At 68.7% G+C, this 22564-nt stretch carries 21 protein-coding genes; 9 read left to right on the forward strand and 12 right to left on the reverse strand.

Annotation, left to right across the window (positions count from 1 at the left end):
- Positions 1–482: 482 nt before the first annotated feature.
- Together DJ81_RS00805 and dgoD are read right to left on the reverse strand one after the other, a co-directional pair.
- Positions 483–1304: an SDR family NAD(P)-dependent oxidoreductase gene (locus DJ81_RS00805; protein ID WP_094587986.1), complete on the reverse strand. Its 822-nt coding sequence runs from the start codon at positions 1302–1304 to the stop codon at positions 483–485.
- A 69-nt stretch (positions 1305–1373) separates the two neighbouring features.
- Positions 1374–2528 carry a galactonate dehydratase gene (dgoD, locus tag DJ81_RS00810; RefSeq protein ID WP_094587988.1) on the reverse strand — a complete coding sequence of 385 codons (1155 nt, stop codon included), beginning with the start codon at positions 2526–2528 and terminating at the stop codon, positions 1374–1376.
- 121 nt (positions 2529–2649) lie between these two features.
- Here dgoD and DJ81_RS00815 point away from each other — a divergent pair, with 121 nt between their 5' ends.
- Positions 2650–3291, forward strand: coding sequence for a bifunctional 4-hydroxy-2-oxoglutarate aldolase/2-dehydro-3-deoxy-phosphogluconate aldolase (locus DJ81_RS00815; RefSeq protein ID WP_094522118.1), 642 nt, complete (start codon positions 2650–2652; stop codon positions 3289–3291).
- A gap of 15 nt (positions 3292–3306) precedes the next feature.
- Here DJ81_RS00815 and rdfA read toward each other — a convergent pair whose 3' ends face one another.
- The 3 genes from rdfA to DJ81_RS00830 all read right to left on the reverse strand — a co-directional run bounded on the left by rdfA (position 3307) and on the right by DJ81_RS00830 (position 7389).
- Positions 3307–3930, reverse strand: coding sequence for a rod-determining factor RdfA (rdfA, locus tag DJ81_RS00820; RefSeq protein WP_094522117.1), 624 nt, complete (start codon positions 3928–3930; stop codon positions 3307–3309).
- Positions 3931–4029: 99 nt separating this feature from the next.
- Positions 4030–5997 carry an archaea-specific SMC-related protein gene (locus DJ81_RS00825; protein WP_094587990.1) on the reverse strand — a complete coding sequence of 656 codons (1968 nt, stop codon included), beginning with the start codon at positions 5995–5997 and terminating at the stop codon, positions 4030–4032.
- A gap of 42 nt (positions 5998–6039) precedes the next feature.
- Positions 6040–7389: a DUF362 domain-containing protein gene (locus DJ81_RS00830; protein WP_094587992.1), complete on the reverse strand. Its 1350-nt coding sequence runs from the start codon at positions 7387–7389 to the stop codon at positions 6040–6042.
- 466 nt (positions 7390–7855) lie between these two features.
- Here DJ81_RS00830 and DJ81_RS00835 point away from each other — a divergent pair, with 466 nt between their 5' ends.
- The 3 genes from DJ81_RS00835 (at position 7856) to DJ81_RS00845 (ending at position 11191) form a co-directional block, all read left to right on the forward strand.
- On the forward strand, positions 7856–8617 hold the full coding sequence (locus DJ81_RS00835) for an IclR family transcriptional regulator (RefSeq protein WP_094522114.1): 762 nt from the start codon (positions 7856–7858) through the stop codon (positions 8615–8617).
- A 51-nt stretch (positions 8618–8668) separates the two neighbouring features.
- Positions 8669–9871, forward strand: a complete 1203-nt coding sequence (locus DJ81_RS00840; protein WP_094522113.1) for an MFS transporter — start codon at positions 8669–8671, stop codon at positions 9869–9871.
- Between the two features lie 63 nt (positions 9872–9934).
- Positions 9935–11191 (forward strand): CaiB/BaiF CoA-transferase family protein, encoded by a 1257-nt coding sequence (locus DJ81_RS00845; RefSeq protein ID WP_094587994.1) that lies wholly within the window; start codon positions 9935–9937, stop codon positions 11189–11191.
- A gap of 15 nt (positions 11192–11206) precedes the next feature.
- Here DJ81_RS00845 and DJ81_RS00850 read toward each other — a convergent pair whose 3' ends face one another.
- Complete coding sequence (locus tag DJ81_RS00850; protein ID WP_094522111.1) at positions 11207–12190, reverse strand: NADPH:quinone reductase; 984 nt, start codon at positions 12188–12190, stop codon at positions 11207–11209.
- Between the two features lie 125 nt (positions 12191–12315).
- Here DJ81_RS00850 and DJ81_RS00855 point away from each other — a divergent pair, with 125 nt between their 5' ends.
- On the forward strand, positions 12316–12705 hold the full coding sequence (locus DJ81_RS00855; RefSeq protein ID WP_094526337.1) for a VOC family protein: 390 nt from the start codon (positions 12316–12318) through the stop codon (positions 12703–12705).
- A 26-nt stretch (positions 12706–12731) separates the two neighbouring features.
- A complete protein-coding gene (locus DJ81_RS00860) occupies positions 12732–13142 on the forward strand; it encodes a cupin domain-containing protein (RefSeq protein WP_094522109.1) in 411 nt (136 codons plus the stop codon).
- 77 nt (positions 13143–13219) lie between these two features.
- Here the strand turns inward: DJ81_RS00860 and DJ81_RS00865 are convergent, their stop codons facing one another.
- The 5 genes from DJ81_RS00865 to DJ81_RS00885 all read right to left on the reverse strand — a co-directional run bounded on the left by DJ81_RS00865 (position 13220) and on the right by DJ81_RS00885 (position 18417).
- Positions 13220–13546: a Zn-ribbon domain-containing OB-fold protein gene (locus DJ81_RS00865; RefSeq protein WP_094526336.1), complete on the reverse strand. Its 327-nt coding sequence runs from the start codon at positions 13544–13546 to the stop codon at positions 13220–13222.
- The gene (locus tag DJ81_RS00870) at positions 13543–14748 is read right to left on the reverse strand and encodes a thiolase family protein (RefSeq protein ID WP_275542420.1); all 1206 of its coding nucleotides are present in this window, start codon (positions 14746–14748) and stop codon (positions 13543–13545) included. Before DJ81_RS00870 ends, DJ81_RS00865 begins: the two co-directional genes overlap by 4 nt.
- A 291-nt stretch (positions 14749–15039) precedes the next feature.
- A complete protein-coding gene (locus DJ81_RS00875; protein WP_094526334.1) occupies positions 15040–16539 on the reverse strand; it encodes a tripartite tricarboxylate transporter permease in 1500 nt (499 codons plus the stop codon).
- Positions 16540–17199, reverse strand: coding sequence for a hypothetical protein (locus DJ81_RS00880; protein WP_094522105.1), 660 nt, complete (start codon positions 17197–17199; stop codon positions 16540–16542).
- Between the two features lie 75 nt (positions 17200–17274).
- Entirely contained in the window at positions 17275–18417 is a 1143-nt protein-coding gene (locus DJ81_RS00885) for a tripartite tricarboxylate transporter substrate binding protein (RefSeq protein WP_094587998.1), read from the reverse strand.
- A 292-nt stretch (positions 18418–18709) separates the two neighbouring features.
- Here DJ81_RS00885 and DJ81_RS00890 point away from each other — a divergent pair, with 292 nt between their 5' ends.
- A complete protein-coding gene (locus tag DJ81_RS00890) occupies positions 18710–19141 on the forward strand; it encodes a universal stress protein (protein WP_094522103.1) in 432 nt (143 codons plus the stop codon).
- 14 nt (positions 19142–19155) lie between these two features.
- Here DJ81_RS00890 and DJ81_RS00895 read toward each other — a convergent pair whose 3' ends face one another.
- On the reverse strand, positions 19156–20211 hold the full coding sequence (locus DJ81_RS00895; protein ID WP_094588000.1) for an isocitrate/isopropylmalate dehydrogenase family protein: 1056 nt from the start codon (positions 20209–20211) through the stop codon (positions 19156–19158).
- Positions 20212–20386: 175 nt separating this feature from the next.
- On the opposite strand from DJ81_RS00895, the gene DJ81_RS00900 reads away from it, so the two are divergent.
- Together DJ81_RS00900 and DJ81_RS00905 are read left to right on the forward strand one after the other, a co-directional pair.
- Entirely contained in the window at positions 20387–21169 is a 783-nt protein-coding gene (locus tag DJ81_RS00900; RefSeq protein WP_094588002.1) for an enoyl-CoA hydratase/isomerase family protein, read from the forward strand.
- A complete protein-coding gene (locus DJ81_RS00905; protein ID WP_094588004.1) occupies positions 21166–22461 on the forward strand; it encodes a CaiB/BaiF CoA-transferase family protein in 1296 nt (431 codons plus the stop codon). The genes DJ81_RS00900 and DJ81_RS00905 overlap by 4 nt, the downstream gene beginning before the upstream one ends.
- Positions 22462–22564: the final 103 nt, after the last annotated feature.

The raw sequence follows: 22564 nt of genomic DNA on the forward strand, positions 1-22564 counted from the left end.
CTCTGTTCGTTCCGTATCGGCGATCACATTGGCGTTTCGCGTCGACGGAGAAGCTGACCTCTCACGACGCCAGTTCTCGATATGCGCCGATAACGGCCCATATACGTCGGTCGAACGGGATTCGAATCCGACGACGGGCCGCTCGGGCGAGGGGACCGACGACCGAGGACTGAGCGGTGACGGTCGAACGAGCCGTAGACGCGCCGATCGACGGTGACCGTTCGTCGACGAGTCGGCGTCAGAGACGGTTTCAGGCGTCTGATAACCCGATACCGCAAACGGAACGAACGCCGACGTATCGACCGACTCCGAACGACTGACTCTCACGATCGAAATAACATCTATCCAGTATTTATCTATAACTATACGATTACTTATATAAATGTCGGCCCGGTCTCGGCTCGACCGCCGCCGTCGACGGAACGCATTGCCACCGCACCGCCGTCACAGCCGTCGCAGCCGTCGGAGGGGTCGCCGCCTCGTCACCGATTCCGGCGGTAGTCGAGGTAGCTGTCGTCCTGCATCACCTGCGAGCGCCCGCCGTCGACGAGGAGGCTCTCGCCGGTGATGAAGTCCGCGTCGTCGCTCGCGAGGAACGCAGCGAGTCCGGCCACGTCGGCCGGTTTCCCGAGGCGACCGACCGGGTGGATGTCCTCCGTGTGCTCGTAGTCGTCGCCCAGTTCCTCCCGGGTCCGTTCGATCTCGATCCAGCCGGGGCTGATCGTGTTCACCGTGATCCCGTCTGGACCGAGCTCCAGCGCCAGCGCGCGGGTCATTCCGTTGATCCCGGCCTTGACCGCGTTGTACGGGAACAGCCCCGGCATCGTGAGGAACGCGTGGTTCGAGGAGGTGTTGAGGATCGTCCCGCCCGGGGGCATCCGCTCGGCCGCGTGCTTCGCGCACAGCCAGAACGACCGGAAGTCGGTCTCGACGACGAACTCCCAGTCGTCGATCGTCGCCTCGCGAGCGGTCGTCTCCGTCTGGACGCCAGCGTTGTTCACCAGCACGTCGATCCGCCCGTGCTCCGCGACGGCGTGGTCGACGAGCGCCTCGATCTCCGCCGGCTCGCGCATGTCGGCCCGGACGAACGTCGCGTCGCCGCCCGCCGACTCGATCTCGTCGACGACGGCCTCGCCGCGGTCGGCGGAGCGCCCGGTCACCACGACCGCGGCGCCCTCGGCGGCGAAGCGACGGGCGACGCCCGCGCCGATCCCTCGGGTGGAGCCGGTGACGAGGGCGACGGTGTCCGCGTGTCTGTCCGCGACGGCGTTCTCGGTCGGATCGCTCGGTGACATACGTGTCATGGCGACGCCGCCGGTGAAATAATCACCGCCCGCGGGCCCCCGCGCCACTCGCCTATCCCCGCGCTCGCCTTACCACTCGGCGACGCTCCCGTCGTCGTGTCGCCACACGGGGTTGTGCCAGTCCACGTCCCTCTCGGCCTGCTCGCGGACGTGCTCCTCGTCGATCTCGATCCCGAGCCCGGGGCCGTCGGGGATCCGCACGTACCCGTCCTCGTAGTCGAAGACGGACGGGTCCGCGAGGTAGTCGAGCACGTCGCTCGTCTCGTTGTAGTGGATGTCGAGGCTCTGCTCCTGGATGAAGGCGTTCGGCGAGCAGGCGTCCACCTGCAGGCAGGCGGCGAGCGCGATCGGGCCGAGCGGGCAGTGGGGGGCCATCGCCACGTCGTACGCCTCGGCCATCGCGGCGATCTTCCGCACCTCGGTGATCCCGCCCGCGTGCGAGAGGTCCGGCTGGATCACGTCGACGGCGCCGCTCTCGAACACCTCCTTGAAGTCCCACCGCGAGTACATGCGCTCGCCGGTCGCGATCGGCGTCGTCGTGTGCGCGGCGATCTGCGGGAGGGCGTCGTTGTGCCCCGACAGGACGGGCTCCTCGACGAACATGGGGTCGTACGGCTCCAGCGCCGCCACGAGGCGCTTCGCCGTCGGCTTGGACACCCGCCCGTGGAAGTCGACGCCGATCCCGACCTCGTCGCCGACGGCCTCCCGGACCTCGCGCAGTCGCCGCGCGGCGGCGTCGACGGTCGCGGGGTCGTCGACCCGCTCCATCTCCTCGGTCGCGTTCATCTTCAGCGCCGTGAACCCGGCCTCGACCTGTGCGCGGGCCTGCTCGGCCACGTCGGAGGGCCGATCGCCGCCGATCCACTGGTACACCCGAATGCGGTCGCGCGCCGCGCCGCCGAGCAGGTCGTGGACGGGGACGCCGAGTTGCTTCCCCTTGATGTCCCACAGCGCCTGGTCGACGCCGGCGATGGCGCTCATCAGCACCGGCCCGCCGCGGTAGAAGCCGCCGCGGTACATCGCCTGCCAGTGGTCCTCGATCCGACCGGCCTCCTCCCCGAGCAGGTAGCTCTCGAACAGCTCCTCGACGGCGGTCCGCACCGTCTTCGACCGCCCCTCGACGACCGGCTCTCCCCACCCGACCGTTCCGTCTGCGGTCTCGACGCGCAGGAAGAGCCACCGCGGCGGCACCTCGAACAGCTCGTAGTCGACGATTTCGCTCATCTGATCGCCTGGGAGTACCCCACCGGCGCTGTTAGTCGTTTCGGGTGGATCGGCGGTCGCCGGGAGCGAGCGTTGCCTGCGAGCCGTCCCATTTATTAGGGTCGCCGTCGCGGATGCGGGTATGCACTCACGACGAGCCGACCGGATCCGCGAGGGCGGGGTCGTCGCGATCCTCCGCGGCGTGGACCCGGACGCGGCGATCGACGTGGCGGACGCGGTCGTCGACGGCGGCGTCACGGCGCTCGAAGTGACCGCGGACACGCCGGCCGTCACGGAGACGATCGGCGCGCTCGCCGACCGGTTCGACGACGTCCTCGTCGGCGCCGGGACGGTCCTCGACGCGGAGACCGCCCGGGCGGTCCAGCTCGCGGGCGCCCAGTTCCTCGTCACGCCGACGGTCGACGCCGGCGTGATCGAGACCGCGAACCGCTACGGGACGCCGGTCGCGACCGGCGCGTTCACGCCGACGGAGGCCCTCCGCGCGTCCGAGGCCGGCGCCGACTTCGTGAAGGTGTTCCCGGCCGCGACCGGCGGACCCGAACACGTCGCGGCCCTCGGCGGCCCGCTCCCGCAGATCCCCCTGGTGCCCACCGGCGGGGTCGGCCCCGCGAACGCCGGCGACTACGTCGAGGCCGGCGCCGTCGCCGTCGGGGTCGGCAGCGCGATCGTCGACGACGACGCCGTCGCGAACGGGGAGTTCGAGCGCATCGCGGAGAACGCGCGCCGGACGGTCGACGCGGTCGCGGCGGCCAGAGAGCGGTAGTCGGCCGGTCGCGAGTCAGTCGCCGTCCGCCGCGGCGTCTCCGGTCTCGCAGCCGCAGCCGCCGCGCCGGATGAGCTCGCTGACAGGCGCGTCAGCCCCGCAGTGGGGACAGACGGCCCGCACGTCGACGAGGACATCGTAGTCGTCTCGGTCGAGCTCGTCGGCGTTCGCGAGCGACGAGATCGCCGACTCGCTGACCGCCGAGAGCCGCCCCTGCAGCTTCTCGATCGTCTGGATCTTCCGTTCGACGCGGCCCTCATCGTCGGTCGGGAGGCTCGCTCCGCGGTCCTCGGTGAGGTACGTGTGGATCGCCTGGTGCGTGACGAAGTCCCCCGTCAGCTCGTCGACGTCCACGCCCTTGCGTTCGAGCCGCCGTCGCGCCCGAGTCACTTCCGAGCCGGTCCCGTCCTGCAGCGCCTCGTACGTGCTCGATATCTCGACGTCGAGCGACGGGTTGGCGGTCTCGCGGACCGCCGCCGTCAACACCGCCTCGTTGAACTCGTCGGCGAGATCCCGCAGGCTCGTGCGCTCGCCCGTCTCGCCCGTCCACTCGGCCTCGAGCGTCGGCCCCATCTCGTCGAGGTCGTACGCCTCGATCACTCGGCCGACCTTCGTGTTCGGTCCGTCCTCGCCGGTCATACCGATCGATCGAGGGGTAGCGTTACAAGGGTATCGGTGTCACGCCGCGTTCCGGCACCGGACGGCGCCGGTTCCGAACCGATCAGTGGCGGTCCGGAGTCACTCGATCTGCTCGACGTACGCGTACTCGTCGGGGAGCGCGGCGGCGTCCTCGGGGAGCAGCGCGGCCACGAGGTAGTCGGCGTGGTCGCGGAAGTAGTCGACCACGCGGGCGATGCGGTCCGAGTCGATCGCCTCCAGCGAGTCGAGGATGATGAACGGCACCGTCTCGTGGACGTCGTGAACCAGGTATCCCGCCAGGGCGAACACCAGTCCGGTCACCTCGCGCTCGCTCTCGGAGAGGTGGTCGACGGTGTCCTCGTACGCCGCGCCGTCGGGAGACGAGCGGACGATGTGGAGGTCGAACCGCGTCTGCGTGACCTTCTGCCGCCCCTCGCGCACGTCGGTCTCGCGGCGCTCGATCCAGATCCGGTCGAGGTTCTCGTACTCGAGGATGTCGAGGACGGTCGCCATGTGTTCGTTGAACTCCTCGACGGCGCTCTCCTCCAGCCGGTCGACCCGCGTTCGCAGCTCCGTCAGCCGGTCCGCGACCGCCTCCCGCTCGGCTTCGAGATCCTCGCGGCGCTCGATCGCCTCCTCCCGCTCGTCGATCTGCGCTTCGATCTCCTCGATCTCGTCCTCTAGCCGCCCGATCCGGAGTTCGATCTCGTTGGCCTCGCGGTGGCGCTCCAGCGCCTCGTTGTGACCGTCCACGTCGATCGACTCGGCCTCCGCCTCCAGCTCCTCGATATCCGACTCCTTCGACTCGATCCGCGATTCGAGGTCGGCGATTCGAGACTCCGTCGCCTCTATCTCCGAGTGGACCGTATCGAGCCGCTCCTCGGCGCGCTCGACCTCGCGTTCCGCCTCGCGCAGCGCGGACTGTCGGTCGGTGAGCTCCTGGATCTCCGAGCGCAGCGAGCTGCGCTCGTCGAGCCGCTCCGACCGCAGGTCCCGGAGGCGGTCGAGCGTCGTCTCGATCTGTTCGGTCTCGACCTCGGAGCCGCAAGTCCAACACGTCGTCCGGTCGTCGCCGGTCAGCGCGTCGGTCGGACTGTCGCCGGCCCGGGACGCCCCGTCGGCGTCGGCCGCGCCGTCGCCGCTCCGACCGACGTCGATGGCGGGCGCCGACCCGTCGAGCATGTCCTCGTTGAAGTTGATGACGCTGCCGAGCTCGTTGATCGCGTCGTCGAGCGACCGCTGGCGGCGGCGCAGCTCGTCGACGCGTCCGGCGAGCTGATCGGGGCTCTCCTCCGGCTCCTGTGCCGACTCGATCGTCTGCCGGAGCTCGTCCCGCTCCGCCTTCAGCTCCGTCAGCGTCGACCGCTCGGTCTCGAGGTCGAACTCGAGGTCGTCGAGCTCCGAGCGAGCGTCGCGAACGCGCTGGAACGCCTCCTCGAGCTCCCGCTTCCGGGTGCGGCTCTCCTCGACGCCGGCGTCGAGGTCGTTCAGCTCCTCCCTGACCGCTTCGAGCTCCGCCTCGGCGTCGTCGAGGGCCGACCGCTTCTCCCGGAGCTCGGCCTCGAGCTCGGGGAGGTCCCGTTCGAGCCCGTCGAGTCGGTCGATCTCGGATTCGATCTCGGACCGCTCCTGTTTGCACTCCCGGATCTCGGCGTCGATCGAGTCGGTGTCGATCGGGCGCATGATGATCTCCTGGAGGTCGTCGCCGCGCGCGACGGCCCGACGCGCCTCGTTGTTCTCTAACAGGAACGCGAACAGGTCCGCGAGCTCCGGGTCGTCGAGGTACGGGTCGCCGCCGAACGCGACCGAGTCGCCGCGTCTCGTCAGCGTCCGGGTGTACGTCTCGTCCCCGACTTCGAGGGTCACAGCGCCCTCGTCTGCGTCGCCCTTCAACGAGCTCCGACGACTCCCGAGCCCGGCCATCAGCGCCTGCAGGAAGGATGTCCGGTTCGTCGCGTTTCGCCCGGCCAACACCGAGACCCCCTCGGGGAGGGTCACGGACGCCTCGTCGATGCCGCCAACGTTTCGAACGTCGACGCGCACGACCGATTGAGAGGTCTGAACCATCGGTTATCTTACTCAATCCTCTCACGGACTTAAATCTATCTTTCAATCGCCGCCGTCTCCGGTTTCGTGCGGCGTCGGCGCGACGAACCGGCCGTCGTCGAACTCGATCGGGCTCGGCTCCGCGAGGACCCGCAGGTCGTCGCGTTCGCGCGCCTCCTCGACGAGCGCCGGAGAGGCGTACAGCCGGCCGAGCCGCATCGTGTCCGTCGCCCGAAGCACGCGGGCGTCGTCGGGGCCGACGACGCCGACGGTCGACAGCGAGGCGACGAGGCCGGCGCGGTCCGTCTCGACGACCGGCGGGAGTCGAACCCCCCGCGTCGTACTCGCGGTGATCGCGTTGATGAGGGTGGTCGAGCTGTCGAGTTCGGCGGCCAGGTCGCGGCCGACGAAGTCCGCGGAGCCCATCCCCATGGCGTTGCCGTGTGTCGTCTCCGTCAGGCCTCGCACGAAGATCCGCTTGACGTCCGGCAGCTCCGGCTCCGGCTCGTTGATCGCGAACGGGCGGCGACCGATCACGTTCGTGTCCATCCCCTGTCCGCTGACGTCTTTACCCTGTCGATCGAGGACTAACACGTCGACGTCGTCGAACGGGATCGTCGGCAGGCGGTCGTACGCGAGCTCCAGCAGCTCCGCCTCGCGGTCGAGGAAGCCGGACGGGGGGACGCCCTCGATCACGGCGGTGTCGTCGAACTGGTCCTCGACGATCGCGACGCCGCCCGCGACCGGGAGCTCGGCCAGCAGCTTCTCCGCGATCTCCGGGATCATGTTCCGGAAGCTCCAGTCGATCGCCCACTCGTGTGCGGTCTTCGCCCCTCGCTGTTTCCCCATGCCGATGACGAGCATCTTCGAGAGGCCGCTCTCGACGGGGCCGTCGTAGTCGGTGTGGGGCTTCACCCGGTTGACCGGGACGATCGCGTCGGCGCCGGCGGCGTGCGCGTCCGCGTACACGGGAACGCCCCGGTCCGGCGTCTCGCCGACGCGGGCGACCTCCATGCTCGACCGGATCTCGCAGCCGATCGCCGCAGGGGTCACGCCGAGGGATTCGAGCATCTCCCGCTGTCCCTCCGCGGTCGCCCCGCCGTGGCTCCCCATCGCCGGGAACACGAAGGGGTCGTAGCCGGCGTCCTCGATCGCGCCGACGACGCCGCTCACGATCGACGGGAGGTTCGCTATCCCGCGGCTGCCGGCGCCGACGGCGACCTCGCCGCCCTCGGGAACCCCGGCGAACTCCAGCGACGCCACCGTCTCGGCGGCCGCGGCCTCGACGCGATCGCTCGGGATCGGATCGGTGTCCCAGTCGCGCTCGACGAGCCCCAGATCCGGGAGCGGTCGGTCGCCGCACGCGTCGAGCACGGTCGCCTCGGGCACGACGAGGTCGTCGAGTGAGTCCATGCGAACGACTCCCGCTCGACCGACATAAACGTGGGGGCCGCGGCGCGATTCGTCCCGAAACCGACCCCCCGCGACCGTCCCTTCGCGACCGTCCCCCACGATCGGCACCTGCGACCGTCCCTCCCGCGACCGGTCCCGGCGCCCGTCCCCCGCGATCGGTACCTGCGAGGCGTCGATCCCGCGTCGCCGGTCCGAATGCCGTTACAAACGTACGGATGTAATGAACTTCGTCGAGATCCGACATGGATCCGAACATACCGGATCGACGTCTGTAGTCGGCACGACTTTCTTTTTTGCCTTACTCGCCGATATTAAGCGTCAGAATCCGGGACGAGTCGTCCCGCAAAATCAGATTTCGGTCCGATTCGGCCGCGTCTGTCCGGGATATAGGCCGGCTCACGCGGTCAAATATTCTTTATTATCCGAGTACACGGGAAGTTAAGTGGCTTGGGGCGGTGTACCGTGTATGGCAAAAGAGCTCAAATCGGTCGCGAAAACGACTGAAACGTCGTTACGACTGATCGACGTACTGCGAGATACCGACGGGATGACTATCGTTGATTTATCCGAGCATCTCGGATTGGCTCCGAGCACGGTCCACCGCCACCTCGCCACCCTGAAGAAACACGGGTACGTCGTCCGCGACGGCGACGTGTACGCCCTCGGCCTCCAGTTCCTCACGATCGGCGGGCAGATCCAGCGACGGGTGACGGCGTACCCCATGATCAAGGAGAAGGTCGACGCCCTCGCCGACGAGACGGGCGAACGCGCGCAGTTCATCGTCGAGGAGAACGGCGAGCGAGTGTACCTCTACACCGAAGTCGGACAGAGCGCCGTCCAGACCGGCGCCCACGTGGGCAAGCGCGGCGCGATCCACACGAGCGCGGGTGGGAAGGCGATCCTCGCGGCCTACGACCGGGACCGCGTCGAGGCGATCCTCGACGACCGCGGACTGGACGCCGGACACGACGCCATCACGACCCGCGAGGAGCTGTTCGCGGAGCTCGACGCGATCAGCGACCGCGGCTACGCGTTCAACCGACAGGAGACGACGGCGGGCGTCCACGCGATCGGCGCGCCGGTGATCGCCGGCGGCGAGGTGGTCGGCGCGCTGAGCGTCTCCGGACCCGCCAACCGGATCACCGGCGATCGCTTCACGGAGGCGCTCCCCGAGCGGATCCTCGGCGCGGTCAACGAGCTGGAGCTCCACATCGAACACTCCGTGTGAGGATCGCCGGGCCCCGAGAGTTTATTACGTCTCTCGGCGCTCGTCAACCCAATGAACGCGAACGACCGGGCTCTCGTGCGATTTACCTCTCTCGCCCACGGGATGTTTCACACGTACGAACTCTCCATACCGCTCTTCGTCGGGCTCTGGATGGCCGAATTCGACGTCTCGGCGGCCGTCATCGGCACCGTCATCGGCGCCGGATACGCGTTCATCGGGCTCGGCGCGCCGGTGAGCGGCGTCCTCTCCGACCGGTTCAGCTCGCGGCGGCTGATCTTGGCCTCCATCGTCGGGATGGGGATCGGGTTCGGGATCGTGGCCCTCGCGCGCGGCGTGGTCTCGCTCGCCGTCGCCGTCCTCCTGTGGGGCTGTTTCGCGAGCGTCTACCACCCCGCCGGGCTCTCGCTCATCAGCCGCACCGCGGACGCCCGCGGCACGGTGTTCGCGTATCACGGCGTGGGCGGCAACGTCGGGACGGCGTTCGGCCCGCTCCTCACGGCGCTGCTCCTCATGTTCGCCGACTGGCGGCTCGCGGCCGGCGCGCTGTCGGCCGTCGCCCTGCTCGTCGGGCTGGCCGGCACGCGGATCGAGTTCGAACTCGGCGGGGGCGAGGACGCCGGCGAGACGGGCTCGATCGCCCAGGAGCTCCGGAAGACCGCTCGGGACTCCCGCACCCTGTTCGCGACCGCCTTCACGGTCGCGCTCGTCGCGGTGCTGCTGTACGGCACGTACTACCGCGGCCTGCTGACGTTCCTCCCGGACGTCCTCGCCGAGTCCCCGGCGCTGCGCCCCTTCGAGCTGTTCGACCAGACCGTCCAGCCGGCCCAGTACGTGTACACCGGCCTCCTGACCGTCGGCATCGGCGGCCAGTACGTGGGCGGGCGGCTGACCGACCGCGTCTCCAGCACCACCGCGTTCTTCGGCTTCTTCGCGGTCCTCGCCGGTCTCGCCGCGGCCTTCCCGTTCGTCCGGGGACTCGGGACCGTCGCGCTCGTCGGGGTCTGCCTCCTGATCGGTTTCTTCGTGTACGGCACGGCGCCGATCTATCAGGTCGTCGTCGCCGAGAACGCCGGCGAAGCCGTGCAGGGGCTCTCGTACGGGTTCACGTATCTCGCGATGTTCGGCGTCGGGGCCCTCGGCGCGTCGCTCGCGGGGTTCGTGCTCACGCACGCGACGAGCTCCGTGCTGTTCTTGCTCCTCGCGGGGATCGCCGGGCTCGGCGGCGCCGCGGTACTGTTATTGATGCGGCTGTAGCCGTCCGCCGGGCACCCCCCGAAATCTCCCAACCTTTATGACCTCGTCGTCGGAGTGGTAGGTATGAGCGCAGACGAGAAGCGACAGCGACTCTTAGAGGAGATCGTCGTGATCGACCTGACGACGTTCGTCACCGGCGGCTTCGCCACATTGATGTTAGCGAACCAGGGCGCGGAAGTGATCAAGGTCGAGCGGCCGGGCGTCGGCGACGACAGCCGGTACTCCGGGCCGCCGTTCGTCGACGTCGAGGGGTACGAGGGCCCCGGGAAGCCGGCGTCCGAGGAGGGCGAGTCGCCGTACTTCTGGACGGTGAACTACGGCAAGCAGAGCATCGAACTGAACCTGAAGACCGAGGAGGGGCTGACGGCGCTGTACGACGTCGTGGCCGAGGCCGACGTCGTCGTCGAGAACTTCCGACCGGGCACCGCCGAGCGGCTCGGCGTCGACTACGAGACGCTCCGGGAGCGGAACGACGAGCTGATCTACTGCTCGATCTCGGCGTTCGGCGAGACGGGCCCGTGGAGCGACCGACCGGGGTACGACCTGCTCGTGCAGGGGATGAGCGGCATGATGAGCGTCACGGGCTACCCCGACGCCCCGCCGGCGAAGGTCGGGCTCCCGCAGACGGACCTCATCACGGCGATGTGGTCCGCGTTCGGGATCGTCACCTCGCTGTACAACCGCGAGCGGACCGGGGAGGGCGAGCGCGTCGAGCTCGGGATGCTCGACGCGGCGCTCCCGTGGCTCACGAAGCAGGCCGGCAAGAGCTTCGTCGGCGAGGAGACCTCGCGGATGGGGACGAAGGACCCGGTGCTCGCGCCGTACCAGATGTACCCGACGGCCGACGGTCACCTCAACGTCGCCTGCGGGAACCAGAAGCTCTGGGAGGAGTTCTGCGCGGCGATCGGCCGCGAGGACCTCTCGACGGACGAGCGCTTCGCCACGAACTCGGCGCGGGTGAACAACATGGACGCGCTCGAAGCGGAGCTCTCGGAGGTCCTCCGAACCAAGACGACCGACGAGTGGGTCGACCTGCTGGCCGACGAGCGCGGGCTCCCCGTGGGGCCGGTGTTCGACGTCGACGAGGCGCTGGATAACGAGCAGGTGCGCGCCCGCGGCGCCGTCGGCTCGATCGACCACCCCGCGGCGGGGGAGATCCCCGTCATCGAACACCCGCTCAACTACGACCGAGCCGACTCGGGGTTCGAGAAGGCGCCGCCGCTGCTCGGCGAGGACACGGTGCGCGTGCTGAAAGCGGCCGGCTACGACGACGCCCGCATCGACGAGCTAATCGAGGCCGGCGCGATCCCGGAGCCCTGACCGGCACGCCGGCGATCAGCGAGACGTGTCGAGGACGACCTTTCCGAGCGTCCCGGAGGAGCGCAGTTCGGCCAGCGCCTCGGGCACCGAATCGAGCCCGAACACGGAGTCGACCGCCGCGGTGAACGTCCCGTCGGCGAGGCGCTCGCCGACCCGTTCGAGGATCGCCGCCTGATCGCCCGCGGAGGCCACGATCGACATGAACCGGAGGTCCGCGTCCGCCTGCTTCGCCGCCATCGACGTCCCGCCGTCGACGGCGATCGGCCCGTCCTCCCCGATGACGACGATCCGACCGCCGCGCGTCAGGCACGCCAGGTTCGCCGCGAGGTGCGCGTCCGCCCGCGGCTCGAACACCACGTCGACCTCGCGCCCCTCGGCCGCCGCCGCGACGTCGTCGGCGAGGCGCTCGCTCCGGTAGTCGACGACCGCGTCGGCGCCGAGTTCCCGCGCGAACGCGGCTGGCTCGCCGTCGCGGGCGGTGCCGACGACGGTCGCGCCCGCCGCCGCGGCGACCTGCACCGCCGCGTGGCCCACGCCGCCGGACGCGCCGTGGACCAGCGCGACGTCGCCCAGTCGGAGGTCGCCGCGGGTCACGAGCGCGCGCCAGGCGGTCGCGAACGCCATCGCGGCCGCCGCCCCCTCCCGGAACGGGACCGACTCGGGCAGCGGCGCGAGCTGGTCGACCGGCGCCGCGGTGTACTCCGCGTACGTCCCGGGCGAGAACAGGCCGAGGCCGGTCGCGAACACGCGATCGCCCGGCTCGAACGCGGTCACGCCGTCGCCGACCGCCTCGACGACCCCGGCGAGGTCGGACCCACCGACGTGCGGGAGGCCGGACGGTGGGCTCACGCTCCCCTCGCGCACGTACTCGTCGATCGGGTTCACGCTCGCCGCCTCGATCCGCACGAGCGCCTCCCCCGGGCCGGGATCGGGCCGGTCGACGGTCTCTACGGTCAGTACGCTCTCGTCTCCGTGGTCGTGGAATCTGACGGCACGCATACGGCTCCGTACGACGAACCGACGTATAGTGTTGTGCCCGCGGTCGGGCCCCGCGGGGAGCGCTCCGACGCGGCGAGCGCTCCGCCCCGCCGAGCGCTTATGTGCTCGCCGTTCCCACAGAACGCATGCACGTCACCGGGCTCGATCACGCGGTGTTGACCGTCGCCGACGTCGACCGCGCCGTCGACTTCTACGCTGGGACACTCGGCGGCACGGCCGAGACGTTCGACGGCGGTCGGCGGGCCGTCTCGTTCGGCGACCAGAAGATCAACTTCCACCCGGCGGACGCCGTGTACTCGCCCCACGCGGATCGGCCGACGCCGGGGAGCGGGGACCTCTGTCTCGTCGTCGACGACTCCCTCGAAGCGCTCCGCCGGCACCTCCGCGACCGCGGCGTCGAGGTCGTCCACGGCCCCGTCGAGAAGGTCGGCGCGCGCGGCCGAACGGAGTCGGTGTACGTCCGGGACCCCGACGGCAACCTGGTCGAGTTGGCCCGGTACGACGCGAATGCTTAATGCGCTCCGAGCAAAGTAACTGGTACATGACCGATGGTTGGACACACGTGACGCCCGAGGAAATCGGTCGACGCGAGGACAAGCCCGGACGGCGCTGGGAGCTTTCCCCGGAACTAGAGATCGACGCATTCAATCTCAACGTCGCCGTCTTAGAGCCCGGCGAGCGGCTCTCGGAGAATCACTTCCACTACCATGACGACCAACAGGAGGTGGTGTACGTCGCCGACGGGACGTGCCGGGTCGAGGTCGACGAGGGCGGCTTCGACGCGACGGCGGACGACGTCGTCCGGTTCGACGCGGGCCGCGACGGCGCGCACCTGATCCACAACCCGTTCGACGAGCCGGTCCGGCTCGTCGCGATGGGTTGGCCGCCCGAGGGCCGCCACCCCGTCCACAAGATCGCGACGCTCGACGAGCTCGACGGCGGCGACGTGTAGCCGGTCGGCGACTAAGCGGGTCTCCGCCGGTTCTCCCGGGCGACGGCCCCCTCGGGGGCGGCTCATTCAACCCCGGCTCACTCGACGGCCGCGAGACGGACGCCCCGCAGCGGCCCGTCGTCGGTGGCCCGGAGCTCTCTGTCCCCGACCAGCCGCACGCCGTCGCCGATCGAGAGCGTCTCGTCGAGCTGGGCGACGACGTTCGCGCCGCCGGGGAACGCGGCGAGCCCGAGCGCGTTCGGCTCCCGGACCCCGTCGGGCGTGACGTGCACGGTCGTCACCGACAGCAGCTCGCCGGTCCCCGCCGCGACGCCGTCGAATTCCGCCCCGCCGCACTCCGGACAGCGGTGCTTCTCGTAGAAGGTCCGGTGCCCGCAGTCGCGGCACTCCAGCAGTTCGGTCACGCGTCGCCCTCCAGCAGCGTACAGACAGCGTTGTTTCCGAACCCGGCGACGTTGACGGCGAGCCCGCGGGACGCGCCGTCGACCGCCCGCTCGTCGGGCAGGTCGCCGCGGAGCTGCCACACCAGCTCGATCACCTGCGAGATCCCCGTCGCACCGAGCGGGTGCCCGCGGGCCTTCAGCCCGCCGCCGGGGTTGACCGGGAGCTCCCCGTCGAGGTCCGTCAGCCCGTCGCGAGTGCGCTCCCACGCCCGCCCCTCGGGCGCGAGCCCCAGCTCCTCCATCTCCAGCCACTCGAGGATCGTGAACGCGTCGTGGATGCACGCGAGGTCAATCGCGTCCGCCCCGAAGCCGGCCGCGTCGTACGCCCGCTCGCCGGCGACCCGGACGCTCTCGATCTCCAGCGGGTCCGTCCGGTCGGCGACCGCGTGCGTCCCGGTGGCGCTCTCGCAGGCGGCGACCGTCACCGGGTCGTCGGTCGCCGCCGCGCCGGCCTCGACCACGACCGCCGCGGCCCCGTCGCTGGTCGGACAGCAGTCGTAGAGGCGCAGCGGCGACGCGACGGACGGCGACGCGAGCACGTCCCCCACGTCGATCCGCTTGTTGAACTGGGCGCACTCGTTCGCGTACGCGTTCGCGTGATTCTTCACGGCGACCCGCGCCAAGTCGCGCCGGTCCGCGTCGGTCTCGCGCAGGTAGGCGGCCGCCGCCAGGCCGCCGAACGACGGCAGGGTGACCCCCTGCTCGTACTCCCGGTCGTGCGTGATCCGACTGATGATCTCGGTGGCCGTCGCCGTGTCCGCGGCGGACATCTTCTCGCCGCCGACGGCCAGCGCCCGTTCGCTCCGCCCGCTCGCGACCGCCGCGACGGCGCTCTGAAACGCGCTGGCGCCGCTCGCGCTTGTGTTCTCGACCCGTCGGGCCGTGACGCCGGTCATGCCGAGCCCGCCGACGAGCGCGTTCGCCAGCCCGGACCGGCGGTTGAACGCCTCTGCGGCCATGTTCCCCACGTGGACCGAGTCCACGTCGGCCGGGTCGCGGTCGGCGTCGTCGAGCGCGCGCTCCGCCGCGACGAGGAGCAGGTCGAGGAGCGACCGGTCGTCGGCGGTCGCGAACGCCGTCATACCGGCGCCCGTTATCGCCGGCGGGTCGCCGCGAACGGGTGATGCGTCTACTGCCCGCGCTTCTCGCTTCTGGGCGGTCATCGTACGGTCTAACCCAGACGCTAGACCGGTTTATAGGCACGGTTCCCGCCGCTCGTTGCACGCGAACGACTCGCCGGCCCTCGGCGCGCGTGCTCGACGCGAACGACTCGGCGGCCCTCGGCGCGCGTGCTCGACGCGAACGACTCGGCGGCCGACGGAGCGCGGGCTCATCGGTGGTCCGATCGAGCATTTAAAAAACAGAGCCGCGAGCAGTACGTCGGTCGTCGGGCGTTCGGCGACGCCCGGCCGAGTGTCGAAGCGATCCGCCGTGCCGGGGTGTCCGGCGACGCGCTATCTGAGGTTATTCACCGCTCTTTTCACGTACGGTCCGAGGAACGGCCCGAACAGCGCCAGGAGGATCAGGATGGAGATCCCGAGCGAGAGCGGCCGGCTCGGCGACACGAAGATGCCGTACCCGCCGCCCGATAGCTGTAGCGAGCGGAAGAAGTTCTCCTCGGCTATCGGCCCCAGCACGATCCCGAGGACGAACGCTATCACCGAGTACTTGTACTTCACCATGTAGTAGCCGAGGATGCCGAGCGCCAGCACGCCGAAGGCGTCGAACCAGCTCCGCCTGAGGCTGAACGCGCCGATGAACGAGAGGACGATCACCATCGGGATGATGACGTCCGTGTCGAGCTTCGTGATCGCGCTCGCGTACGGGATGACCGTGTACCCGACGGCGAGGATGATGAAGTTGCCGAGGAACACCGAGACGAACAGCGCGTACGTGATGTGAAGCTGCGCGCCGAACAGCCCCGGACCGGGCTGGAGCCCGTGCATCAGGATGCCGCCGAGGAACACCGCCGTCGAACCGCTCCCGGGAATACCGAACGAGAGCGTCGGAACCAGCGACCCGCTGACGGTCGGGTTGTTCGCTCCCTCGGGGGCGATGATCCCCCGCGGGTCGCCCTCGCCGAATATCCCGGCGGCGGCCGAGGAGCGCGCCTCCTCGGCGTACGCGACGAACGTCGACGTCGTCGCGCCGGAGCCGGGGACGGCGCCGATAAGCATGCCGATCACACCGCCTTTGAACAGCGACTTCGGGTACCTGAACACCGTCTTGATCCCCTCGGTGATGCTGCCCGTGATGCCGACCGCGTCCTCAGCGATCTGGTTTTGGACCGCGAGCTTCATCATCTCCGCGAAGGCGAACATCCCGATCAGGGCGGCGACGAAGTTGAGCCCGTCGTACAGCGCGAGCTGGCCGAACGCGTAGCGCGGCGTCGGCGCCATGATGGCGATGCCCATCGTCGAGATCATAAAGCCGAACGCGCCCGCGACGATCCCCTTCACGATCGACCCGTCCGCGACGATCGTGATGAGCGAGATCCCGAGGATCGCGAGGAGGAAGTACTCCACCGATCCGAACAGGAGGACGACCTCGATGAGGATCGGGGAGATGAGGACTAACAGGATCGCGGCGATGAACCCGTTAAACGCGGAGGCCGTCGTCGCGATCGCGAGCGCGTTCTTCGCGAGCCCCTTCTTCGCCATCGGATAGCCGTCGAGCGTCGTCGCGGCCGCCGACTCGGTCCCGGGGGCGTTCAACAGGATCGCGGAGATGCTCCCGCCGAACATCGCACCGCTGTAAATCGAGATCAGGAGGATGAGCGCGGGCGTCGGATCGAGCGGGACGGTGAGCGGGAGGACGATCGCCATGCCGACCGGCGAGCCGATCCCCGGCAGCGCTCCCAGGACGATCCCCGCGAGCAGCCCGGCGGCCATCCAGCCGATGACCGGCCAGCTGACCGCGATCTGTATCCCCTCGACCAGACTTGCGACCGCCATTCAGAGCCCCTCCGTGAACACGATCGCTCCCTGATCGAACGGCATGAGCAGGAAGACGATGAACCCGTACACGATGACCGTCGCGAGCACGGCGAGGAACGCCGACTTGAGCGGTCTCACTCTGAACCACGTGGTGTACGCGAAGACGAACAGCGGCGTCACGTAGAGGAACCCGACCGCCCACCCGAGCGCGAAGTAGATGCTCGAGAAGACGATCATGATAACGGTGTTGTTGATGTCGATGCCCCACTTCTGATGGAGCGGGAGGTCTTTCGCCCGGACGCCCTCGGTATCGTCGTCATCGTCGGTATCGAGATACCTCTCGTCGACGGCGGTGTCCGCGACGTCCGTGGAGCCCTCGTCCTCCTCGGCGTCCTCGATGGCGCCGACACCTTCGGTTTGGCCCTCCTCGAAGCTCTCCGTCATACTCACTTCCTGAGCGACGAACTTCTGGAGCGGTCCCGGGAGGTAGTTCTGTATGAGGAGGAGAAACGATCCGATCCCGACGACCTGTGCCATCAACTGCGGAAAGATCGTCGCGTTCTCCGGGTAATCTTTGATTATCGGGTCGACGTAGAACACTACGGACAGCCCGAGCAGCGTTACGAGTAGGACGTGTTCCGCCGTGATTCCTTCAAGTCGTTTTGAGTAATTGACCATGACAGTATTATCTGATCCGCTGGACTCCAACTATAAATAAATTGAGTTCGACGCGCCGGTCGCGCCGCGATCGATTCAGGGCTGGTTTTCGTTGACGAGTTCGAGGATTTCGAGCTCCTCGTACTGCGTGAAGGCGTCCGCGAAGTTCTGCTCGGCGACCTCCGGGCCCTCGTACACGACCGGGTTCCCCGTTTCGTTGCTCCACTCCTGCACGGGCTCGCTGTTGACGGTCTCTTCCAGCGCTTCGGCGTAGAAGTCGGCGATCTCCTGGTCCATCTCCGGCGGGCCGTACATGCCGCGCCAGACGCCGCCGACGAAGTCGATCTCCGGGTAGCCGAGGTCGGTGACCGAATCGATGTCCGGGTAGACCTGGGTGCCGGACCCGAAGAACGTCACGACGGGGTAGACGCGGCCCGTGTCGACGACGGACTGGGTCCCGGCGTCGGTCCCGATACCGCACGGGACCTCGCCGCTGGCGACCGCCTGCGTCACGGGACCCGTCCCGGTGTACTGCACGCGGTTCTGCCAGTTCCAGCCGACCTCGTCTTCGTACGCGTACTTGTACAGCAGAACGATGATGTCCTGGGAGCTCCCGGACGACTGGACGCCGATGTTCTCCCACTCGCCGCTCTCGTACTTCGCGAGGACGTCGTCGAACGTCTCGACCTCGTCCTGGTACTCCTCGTTGACGACGAGACACCACGTCGACTGCCCGACCACGCCGAGGCCGGTGAGGTCGCGGATGTCGAAGTCCGGCTCGTTGATCAGCTGCGGCGCGACTTCGAGCGGTCCGGCGTTGCCCGCGATGGTCTGTCCGTCGGGCTCCGAGCGGTACAGCTCTCCGAGTCCGTTCAGACCCCCGGCGCCCGGGATGTTGTCGATCTGCAGCGACTCGCCGACCGCCTCTCGGAGTCCCGGCTGAATCCCGCGTGCGTACGTGTCGGTTCCGCCGCCCTCGTCGTACGGGACGATGTACCGGACCGTCCCTTCGGGGGACCATCCGTCGCCGCCGTCGCTTCCGTCACTGCCGTCGCTTCCGTCGCTTCCGTCGCTTCCGTCGCTTCCGTCGCTGCCGTCGCTGCCGTCGCCGCCGTCGCCGCCGTTGCCGGAACAGCCGGCGAGCGAAATGGCGGAGGTTGCGCCGATCGCCTGCAGGAAGCGTCGCCGCTTCGTGTTCGAGGTCGATTCGACCGAGTCGGTTGGTGTTTCTTCTGTCATCTTGTCACGTTGGTCGGCTCAGCTGGTTTTCTCGCCCGGATCCGCTTTCGGGGGTTCGGCTTTCGCCGTATCCATGCATGCCATTCGGTGGCAATATCATAAATGTTTCTATTAAAATTCCCGTTGTCAGCTGTCGAACTTGGTATACAAAGGCGGTGTGCGCCCCGGTCGACCGGCGAGAGCCAGTTCGGTCGTCGATCGTCGTTCGCGCCGGTTCGCGCGCCGCGGCCCCGTGACGCGAGTCGACCCACCGGGAGGAACCTTTTATATTCCGGGGCGGAATACGGTCAGTATGGTAATCGTTGCAGCCGTCGATCGATCGGAGAGAGCGCCGGGTATCGTCGAGGAAGCGAACGAGCTCGGCGAGGCGTTCGACGAGCCCGTCCACGTCGTCCACGTCCTGTCCCGCTCGGAGTTCGTCGGGCTCGAACGGACCAGCGTGACCGACACCGGGAAGTCGATCCCGAGGGACGACGTCCTCGAGATCGCCGAGGAGTTCTCGCAGGAGGCGATCGACGAGGCGGGCGTCGACGACGCGGAGCCGGTGGGGCTCCTCGGCGAGCCGGCCGACGAGATCAGCAACTACGCCGACTCCAACGACGCCAGGTACCTCGTCATCGCCGGTCGGAAGCGGTCGCCGGTCGGGAAGGCGCTGTTCGGGAGCGTCGTTCAGTCCCTGATGCTCAACTCCGAGACCCCGGTCGTCTCGATCCGAACCGACTGATCAGAGCCGACTGATCAGAGTCGCTCTGCGATCGCCGCGACGATCTTCCCGGTCGACGCCGACCCGCCGAGGTCCGGCGTCGACGGGGCGTCCTCGTCGGCGAGCACTTCCCGAACCGCGCTCCAGAGGGCGTCGGAGACCGCCGCCTCACCGAGGTCCTCGAAGAGCATCGCGGCCGAGAGCACGGTCGCCATCGGATTCGCGACGCCCTGCCCGACGATGTCGGGGGCGCTCCCGTGGACGGGCTCGAACATCGACGGGTAGTCGTCGTCGACGTTGATGTTCCCGGACGGCGCGAGCCCCATGCTGCCGCTGACGATGGCGCCGATGTCGGTGAGGATGTCGCCGAACAGGTTGGAGGCGACCAACACGTCGAACTCCTCCGGCCTGCGGACGAGGTCCATGCTCCCGGCGTCGATGAGCAGCGACTCGACCTCGACGTCGGGGTACTCGGTCGCGACGTCCTCGACGACGTCGTCCCAGAACGTCATGCTGAACGCCTGCGCGTTGGACTTCGTGATGCTCGTCAGGTGTCCCTCGCGCTCCGTCGCCGCCTCGAACGCCGCCCGAACGATGGTCTCCGTCCCCTCGCGGGTGTGGACCGCGCTCTGGATCGCCACCTCGTGGTCGAACCCCTCGTGGACGCGGCCGCCGGCGTCCGAGTACTCCCCCTCCGTGTTCTCGCGGTACACGACGAAGTCGATGTCACCGCCCTCGTACCCGCGGAGCGGGCTCTCGACGCCGTCGAAGAGGATCGACGGGCGCTTGCACACCTGCTGGTTGAACCCCTTCCGGATCGGTAACAGGAGCCCGTGCAGCGTGATGTGGTCCGGGACGTCCGGATGGCCGACCGCGCCGAGGAGGATCGAGTCCGCGTCGACGATCCGATCGAGCGCGTCGTCCGGCATCATCTCGCCCGTCTCCATGTACCGCTCCGTCCCCCAGTCGTACTCGGTGAACGCGACGTCGACGCCGTGGCGGGACGCCGCCTCGTGAAGGAGCGGGAGCGTTTCGTCGACGACCTCCGGACCGATACCGTCACCTGGTATCGTCGCTATCTCGTATGACATGGTTCCGGAATTCGCTCACACAATCTAAACTCTTTGGGCCGTGGCACCCCTTGCCCGCCCGATTCGAGGCCGGATCGCTCCTCGCGAACGGTGCGGCTCCTCGCGAACGGTGCGGCTCATCGCCCGCGATTACCCCACTCACAACGCTTTTCACTCCCCGATGGGAGGTTGAGTCATGGTAAGCGAGACTGCCTACGAGAGTATCTCGCTCGACGTCACAGACGGCGTGGCGACGATCGAGTTCCACCGGCCCGAGGTGTACAACGCGCTCAACGACACGGTCATGCTGGACCTGCTCCGAGCGTTCGACGAGATCCAGCTCGACCGGTCCGTCGACGTGGTCGTGATCACGGGCGAGGGCGACGACGCCTTCTCCGCCGGCGCGGACATCTCGCAGTACGCGGGCTCCGCCGAGGAGCACGACCCGCGACAGAAGGACCGCCAGGAGCTGTTCTACGAGATGTACCGCAAACCGTTCGAGTGCCACGCGCCCGTCATCGCGAAGGTCAACGGGTACTGCGTGGGCGGCGGCCTCATCTTCGCGATGTACTGCGACATGCGGATCGCCGTCGACGACGCGAAGTTCGGCGTCCCCGTGACCGACATCGGCCAGATCCCGACCGGGAACTCCACGTGGCGCGCGATCGAGCTCGTCGGCGAGGCGAAAGCGAAGGAGCTCGTCTACACCGCCGGGATGATCGAGGCCGACGAGGCCGAGCGGATCGGGCTCGTCAACCACGCCGTCCCGCGCGGGGAGCTCGACGAGACGGTCGGGGACATCGTCGACGCGATCCAGAGCACGGGCCGGTCCGCGGTGAAGAACTCTAAACGCGCGTTCAACCACGCGGTCGACGCGCAGAGCGCCGAGGAGAACCGCGCGTTCGAGTCCGAGGTCTGGTGGGACCAGTTCGCGACCGACGAACGGGAACGGCTCGTCGACGAGTTCAACGACGCATGACCGGGGGACCGCTCGCCGGCCTCACCGTCGTGGAGATGACCGGCCACCGCGCGGGCCCGTTCTGCGGCGCGCTCCTCGCCGACATGGGCGCCGACGTCGTGAAGATCGAGCGCCCCGGCGTCGGCGACCCCGCCCGCAGTCAGGGCGTCGGCCCCGACGGCAAGTCCGGCTACTTCATGGCGAACAACCGGAACAAGCGCTCCGTCACGCTCGATCTCAAGTCCGACGCCGGCACCGAGGCGGCGCTGTCGCTGCTGGAGGCGGCCGACGTGTTCATCGAGAACTTCGGCTACGGCGTCACGGACAAGCTCGGCGTCGGCCACGAGGCCGCCAAGGAAGTGAACCCGGAGATCGTCTACGCCAGCATCAAGGGGTACGGCGAGACCGGCCCGCGGAAGGAGCAGGCCGGCCTCGACCTCATCCTGCAGGCGGAGGGCGGGATCATGAGCGTCACCGGTCCCGAGGGCGGCGAGCCAGTGAAGATCGGGCAGGCCATCGGCGACCTCACGACCGGGATGTTCACCGCGATCGGGATCCTCGCTCGGCTCTACGAGCGCGGGAACGCGGGCGGCGCGGAGGGCGAGGGCGCCGGCGGCGCGGAGGGCGAGGGTGCCAACGGCGCGGAGGGCGAGGGCGCCGGCGGCGCGGAGGGCGGGGAGGCCGATTCCGCCGCCGACTCGTTCAACGGCAAGTTCGACGTCGGCCTCTTCGACTCCATCGTGACGCTGCTGAACGAGTACCTCACGTCGTACTCGATGGACGGGTCGGTGCCGGGGCCGCAGGGCACCTCCCACCAGACGCTCGTCCCCTACCAGCGGTTCGAGACCGCCGACGGCGCCCTCGTCACCGGCGTCCCGAGCGACGACCGGTGGGACGACTTCGTCGAGCTGGTCGGCCGCGACGAGCTGGCGGAGTACCCGACGAACGACGACCGGTTCGAGCACGCCGACGCCGTCGTCGGGATCATCGAGGCGGAGTTTGCGACGGAGTCGACGGAGTACTGGCTCGACCGCCTCATCGACTACGGCTTCCCCTGCGGCCCGATAAACGACGTTGAGGACGTCGTCCACTACGACCAGACGCGAGCGCGCGACCTCGTCGTCGAACACGACGACCCCGACTGGGGCGAGTGCCTGCTCCCGGGCCACCCGATCAACTTCCCCGAGCACGACGACATTATCCGGTCGCCCGCGCCGCGTCTGGGCGAGCACACGGAGTCCGTGTTCGCCGACGTCGCCGGGGACCAGACGACGCTCGACGAGTGGCGCGAGGGCGGCGCGTTCGGCGACTAGGACGAATATTCGGTTTCTCGTCGCGTTTGTTTATAAACGGTTGACTTCGGATCGACGGTGAACCACTCCAAAGACGTAGCCGATCGCGCATAGGTCGCTGACG

Source organism: Halorubrum sp. Hd13, assembly GCF_002252755.1.
Classification (GTDB): Archaea; Halobacteriota; Halobacteria; order Halobacteriales; family Haloferacaceae; genus Halorubrum.

What these genes read in the sequence shown, in the direction of transcription:
- DJ81_RS00805 (WP_094587986.1), bottom strand. Translation starts at nt 1,304, where the DNA reads ATGACACGTATGTCACCGAGCGATCCGACCGAGAACGCCGTCGCGGAC.
- dgoD (WP_094587988.1), bottom strand. Translation starts at nt 2,528, where the DNA reads ATGAGCGAAATCGTCGACTACGAGCTGTTCGAGGTGCCGCCGCGGTGG.
- DJ81_RS00815 (WP_094522118.1), top strand. Translation starts at nt 2,650, where the DNA reads ATGCACTCACGACGAGCCGACCGGATCCGCGAGGGCGGGGTCGTCGCG.
- rdfA (WP_094522117.1), bottom strand. Translation starts at nt 3,930, where the DNA reads ATGACCGGCGAGGACGGACCGAACACGAAGGTCGGCCGAGTGATCGAG.
- DJ81_RS00825 (WP_094587990.1), bottom strand. Translation starts at nt 5,997, where the DNA reads ATGGTTCAGACCTCTCAATCGGTCGTGCGCGTCGACGTTCGAAACGTT.
- DJ81_RS00830 (WP_094587992.1), bottom strand. Translation starts at nt 7,389, where the DNA reads ATGGACTCACTCGACGACCTCGTCGTGCCCGAGGCGACCGTGCTCGAC.
- DJ81_RS00835 (WP_094522114.1), top strand. Translation starts at nt 7,856, where the DNA reads ATGGCAAAAGAGCTCAAATCGGTCGCGAAAACGACTGAAACGTCGTTA.
- DJ81_RS00840 (WP_094522113.1), top strand. Translation starts at nt 8,669, where the DNA reads ATGAACGCGAACGACCGGGCTCTCGTGCGATTTACCTCTCTCGCCCAC.
- DJ81_RS00845 (WP_094587994.1), top strand. Translation starts at nt 9,935, where the DNA reads ATGAGCGCAGACGAGAAGCGACAGCGACTCTTAGAGGAGATCGTCGTG.
- DJ81_RS00850 (WP_094522111.1), bottom strand. Translation starts at nt 12,190, where the DNA reads ATGCGTGCCGTCAGATTCCACGACCACGGAGACGAGAGCGTACTGACC.
- DJ81_RS00855 (WP_094526337.1), top strand. Translation starts at nt 12,316, where the DNA reads ATGCACGTCACCGGGCTCGATCACGCGGTGTTGACCGTCGCCGACGTC.
- DJ81_RS00860 (WP_094522109.1), top strand. Translation starts at nt 12,732, where the DNA reads ATGACCGATGGTTGGACACACGTGACGCCCGAGGAAATCGGTCGACGC.
- DJ81_RS00870 (WP_275542420.1), bottom strand. Translation starts at nt 14,748, where the DNA reads ATGACCGCCCAGAAGCGAGAAGCGCGGGCAGTAGACGCATCACCCGTT.
- DJ81_RS00875 (WP_094526334.1), bottom strand. Translation starts at nt 16,539, where the DNA reads ATGGCGGTCGCAAGTCTGGTCGAGGGGATACAGATCGCGGTCAGCTGG.
- DJ81_RS00880 (WP_094522105.1), bottom strand. Translation starts at nt 17,199, where the DNA reads ATGGTCAATTACTCAAAACGACTTGAAGGAATCACGGCGGAACACGTC.
- DJ81_RS00885 (WP_094587998.1), bottom strand. Translation starts at nt 18,417, where the DNA reads ATGACAGAAGAAACACCAACCGACTCGGTCGAATCGACCTCGAACACG.
- DJ81_RS00890 (WP_094522103.1), top strand. Translation starts at nt 18,710, where the DNA reads ATGGTAATCGTTGCAGCCGTCGATCGATCGGAGAGAGCGCCGGGTATC.
- DJ81_RS00895 (WP_094588000.1), bottom strand. Translation starts at nt 20,211, where the DNA reads ATGTCATACGAGATAGCGACGATACCAGGTGACGGTATCGGTCCGGAG.
- DJ81_RS00900 (WP_094588002.1), top strand. Translation starts at nt 20,387, where the DNA reads ATGGTAAGCGAGACTGCCTACGAGAGTATCTCGCTCGACGTCACAGAC.
- DJ81_RS00905 (WP_094588004.1), top strand. Translation starts at nt 21,166, where the DNA reads ATGACCGGGGGACCGCTCGCCGGCCTCACCGTCGTGGAGATGACCGGC.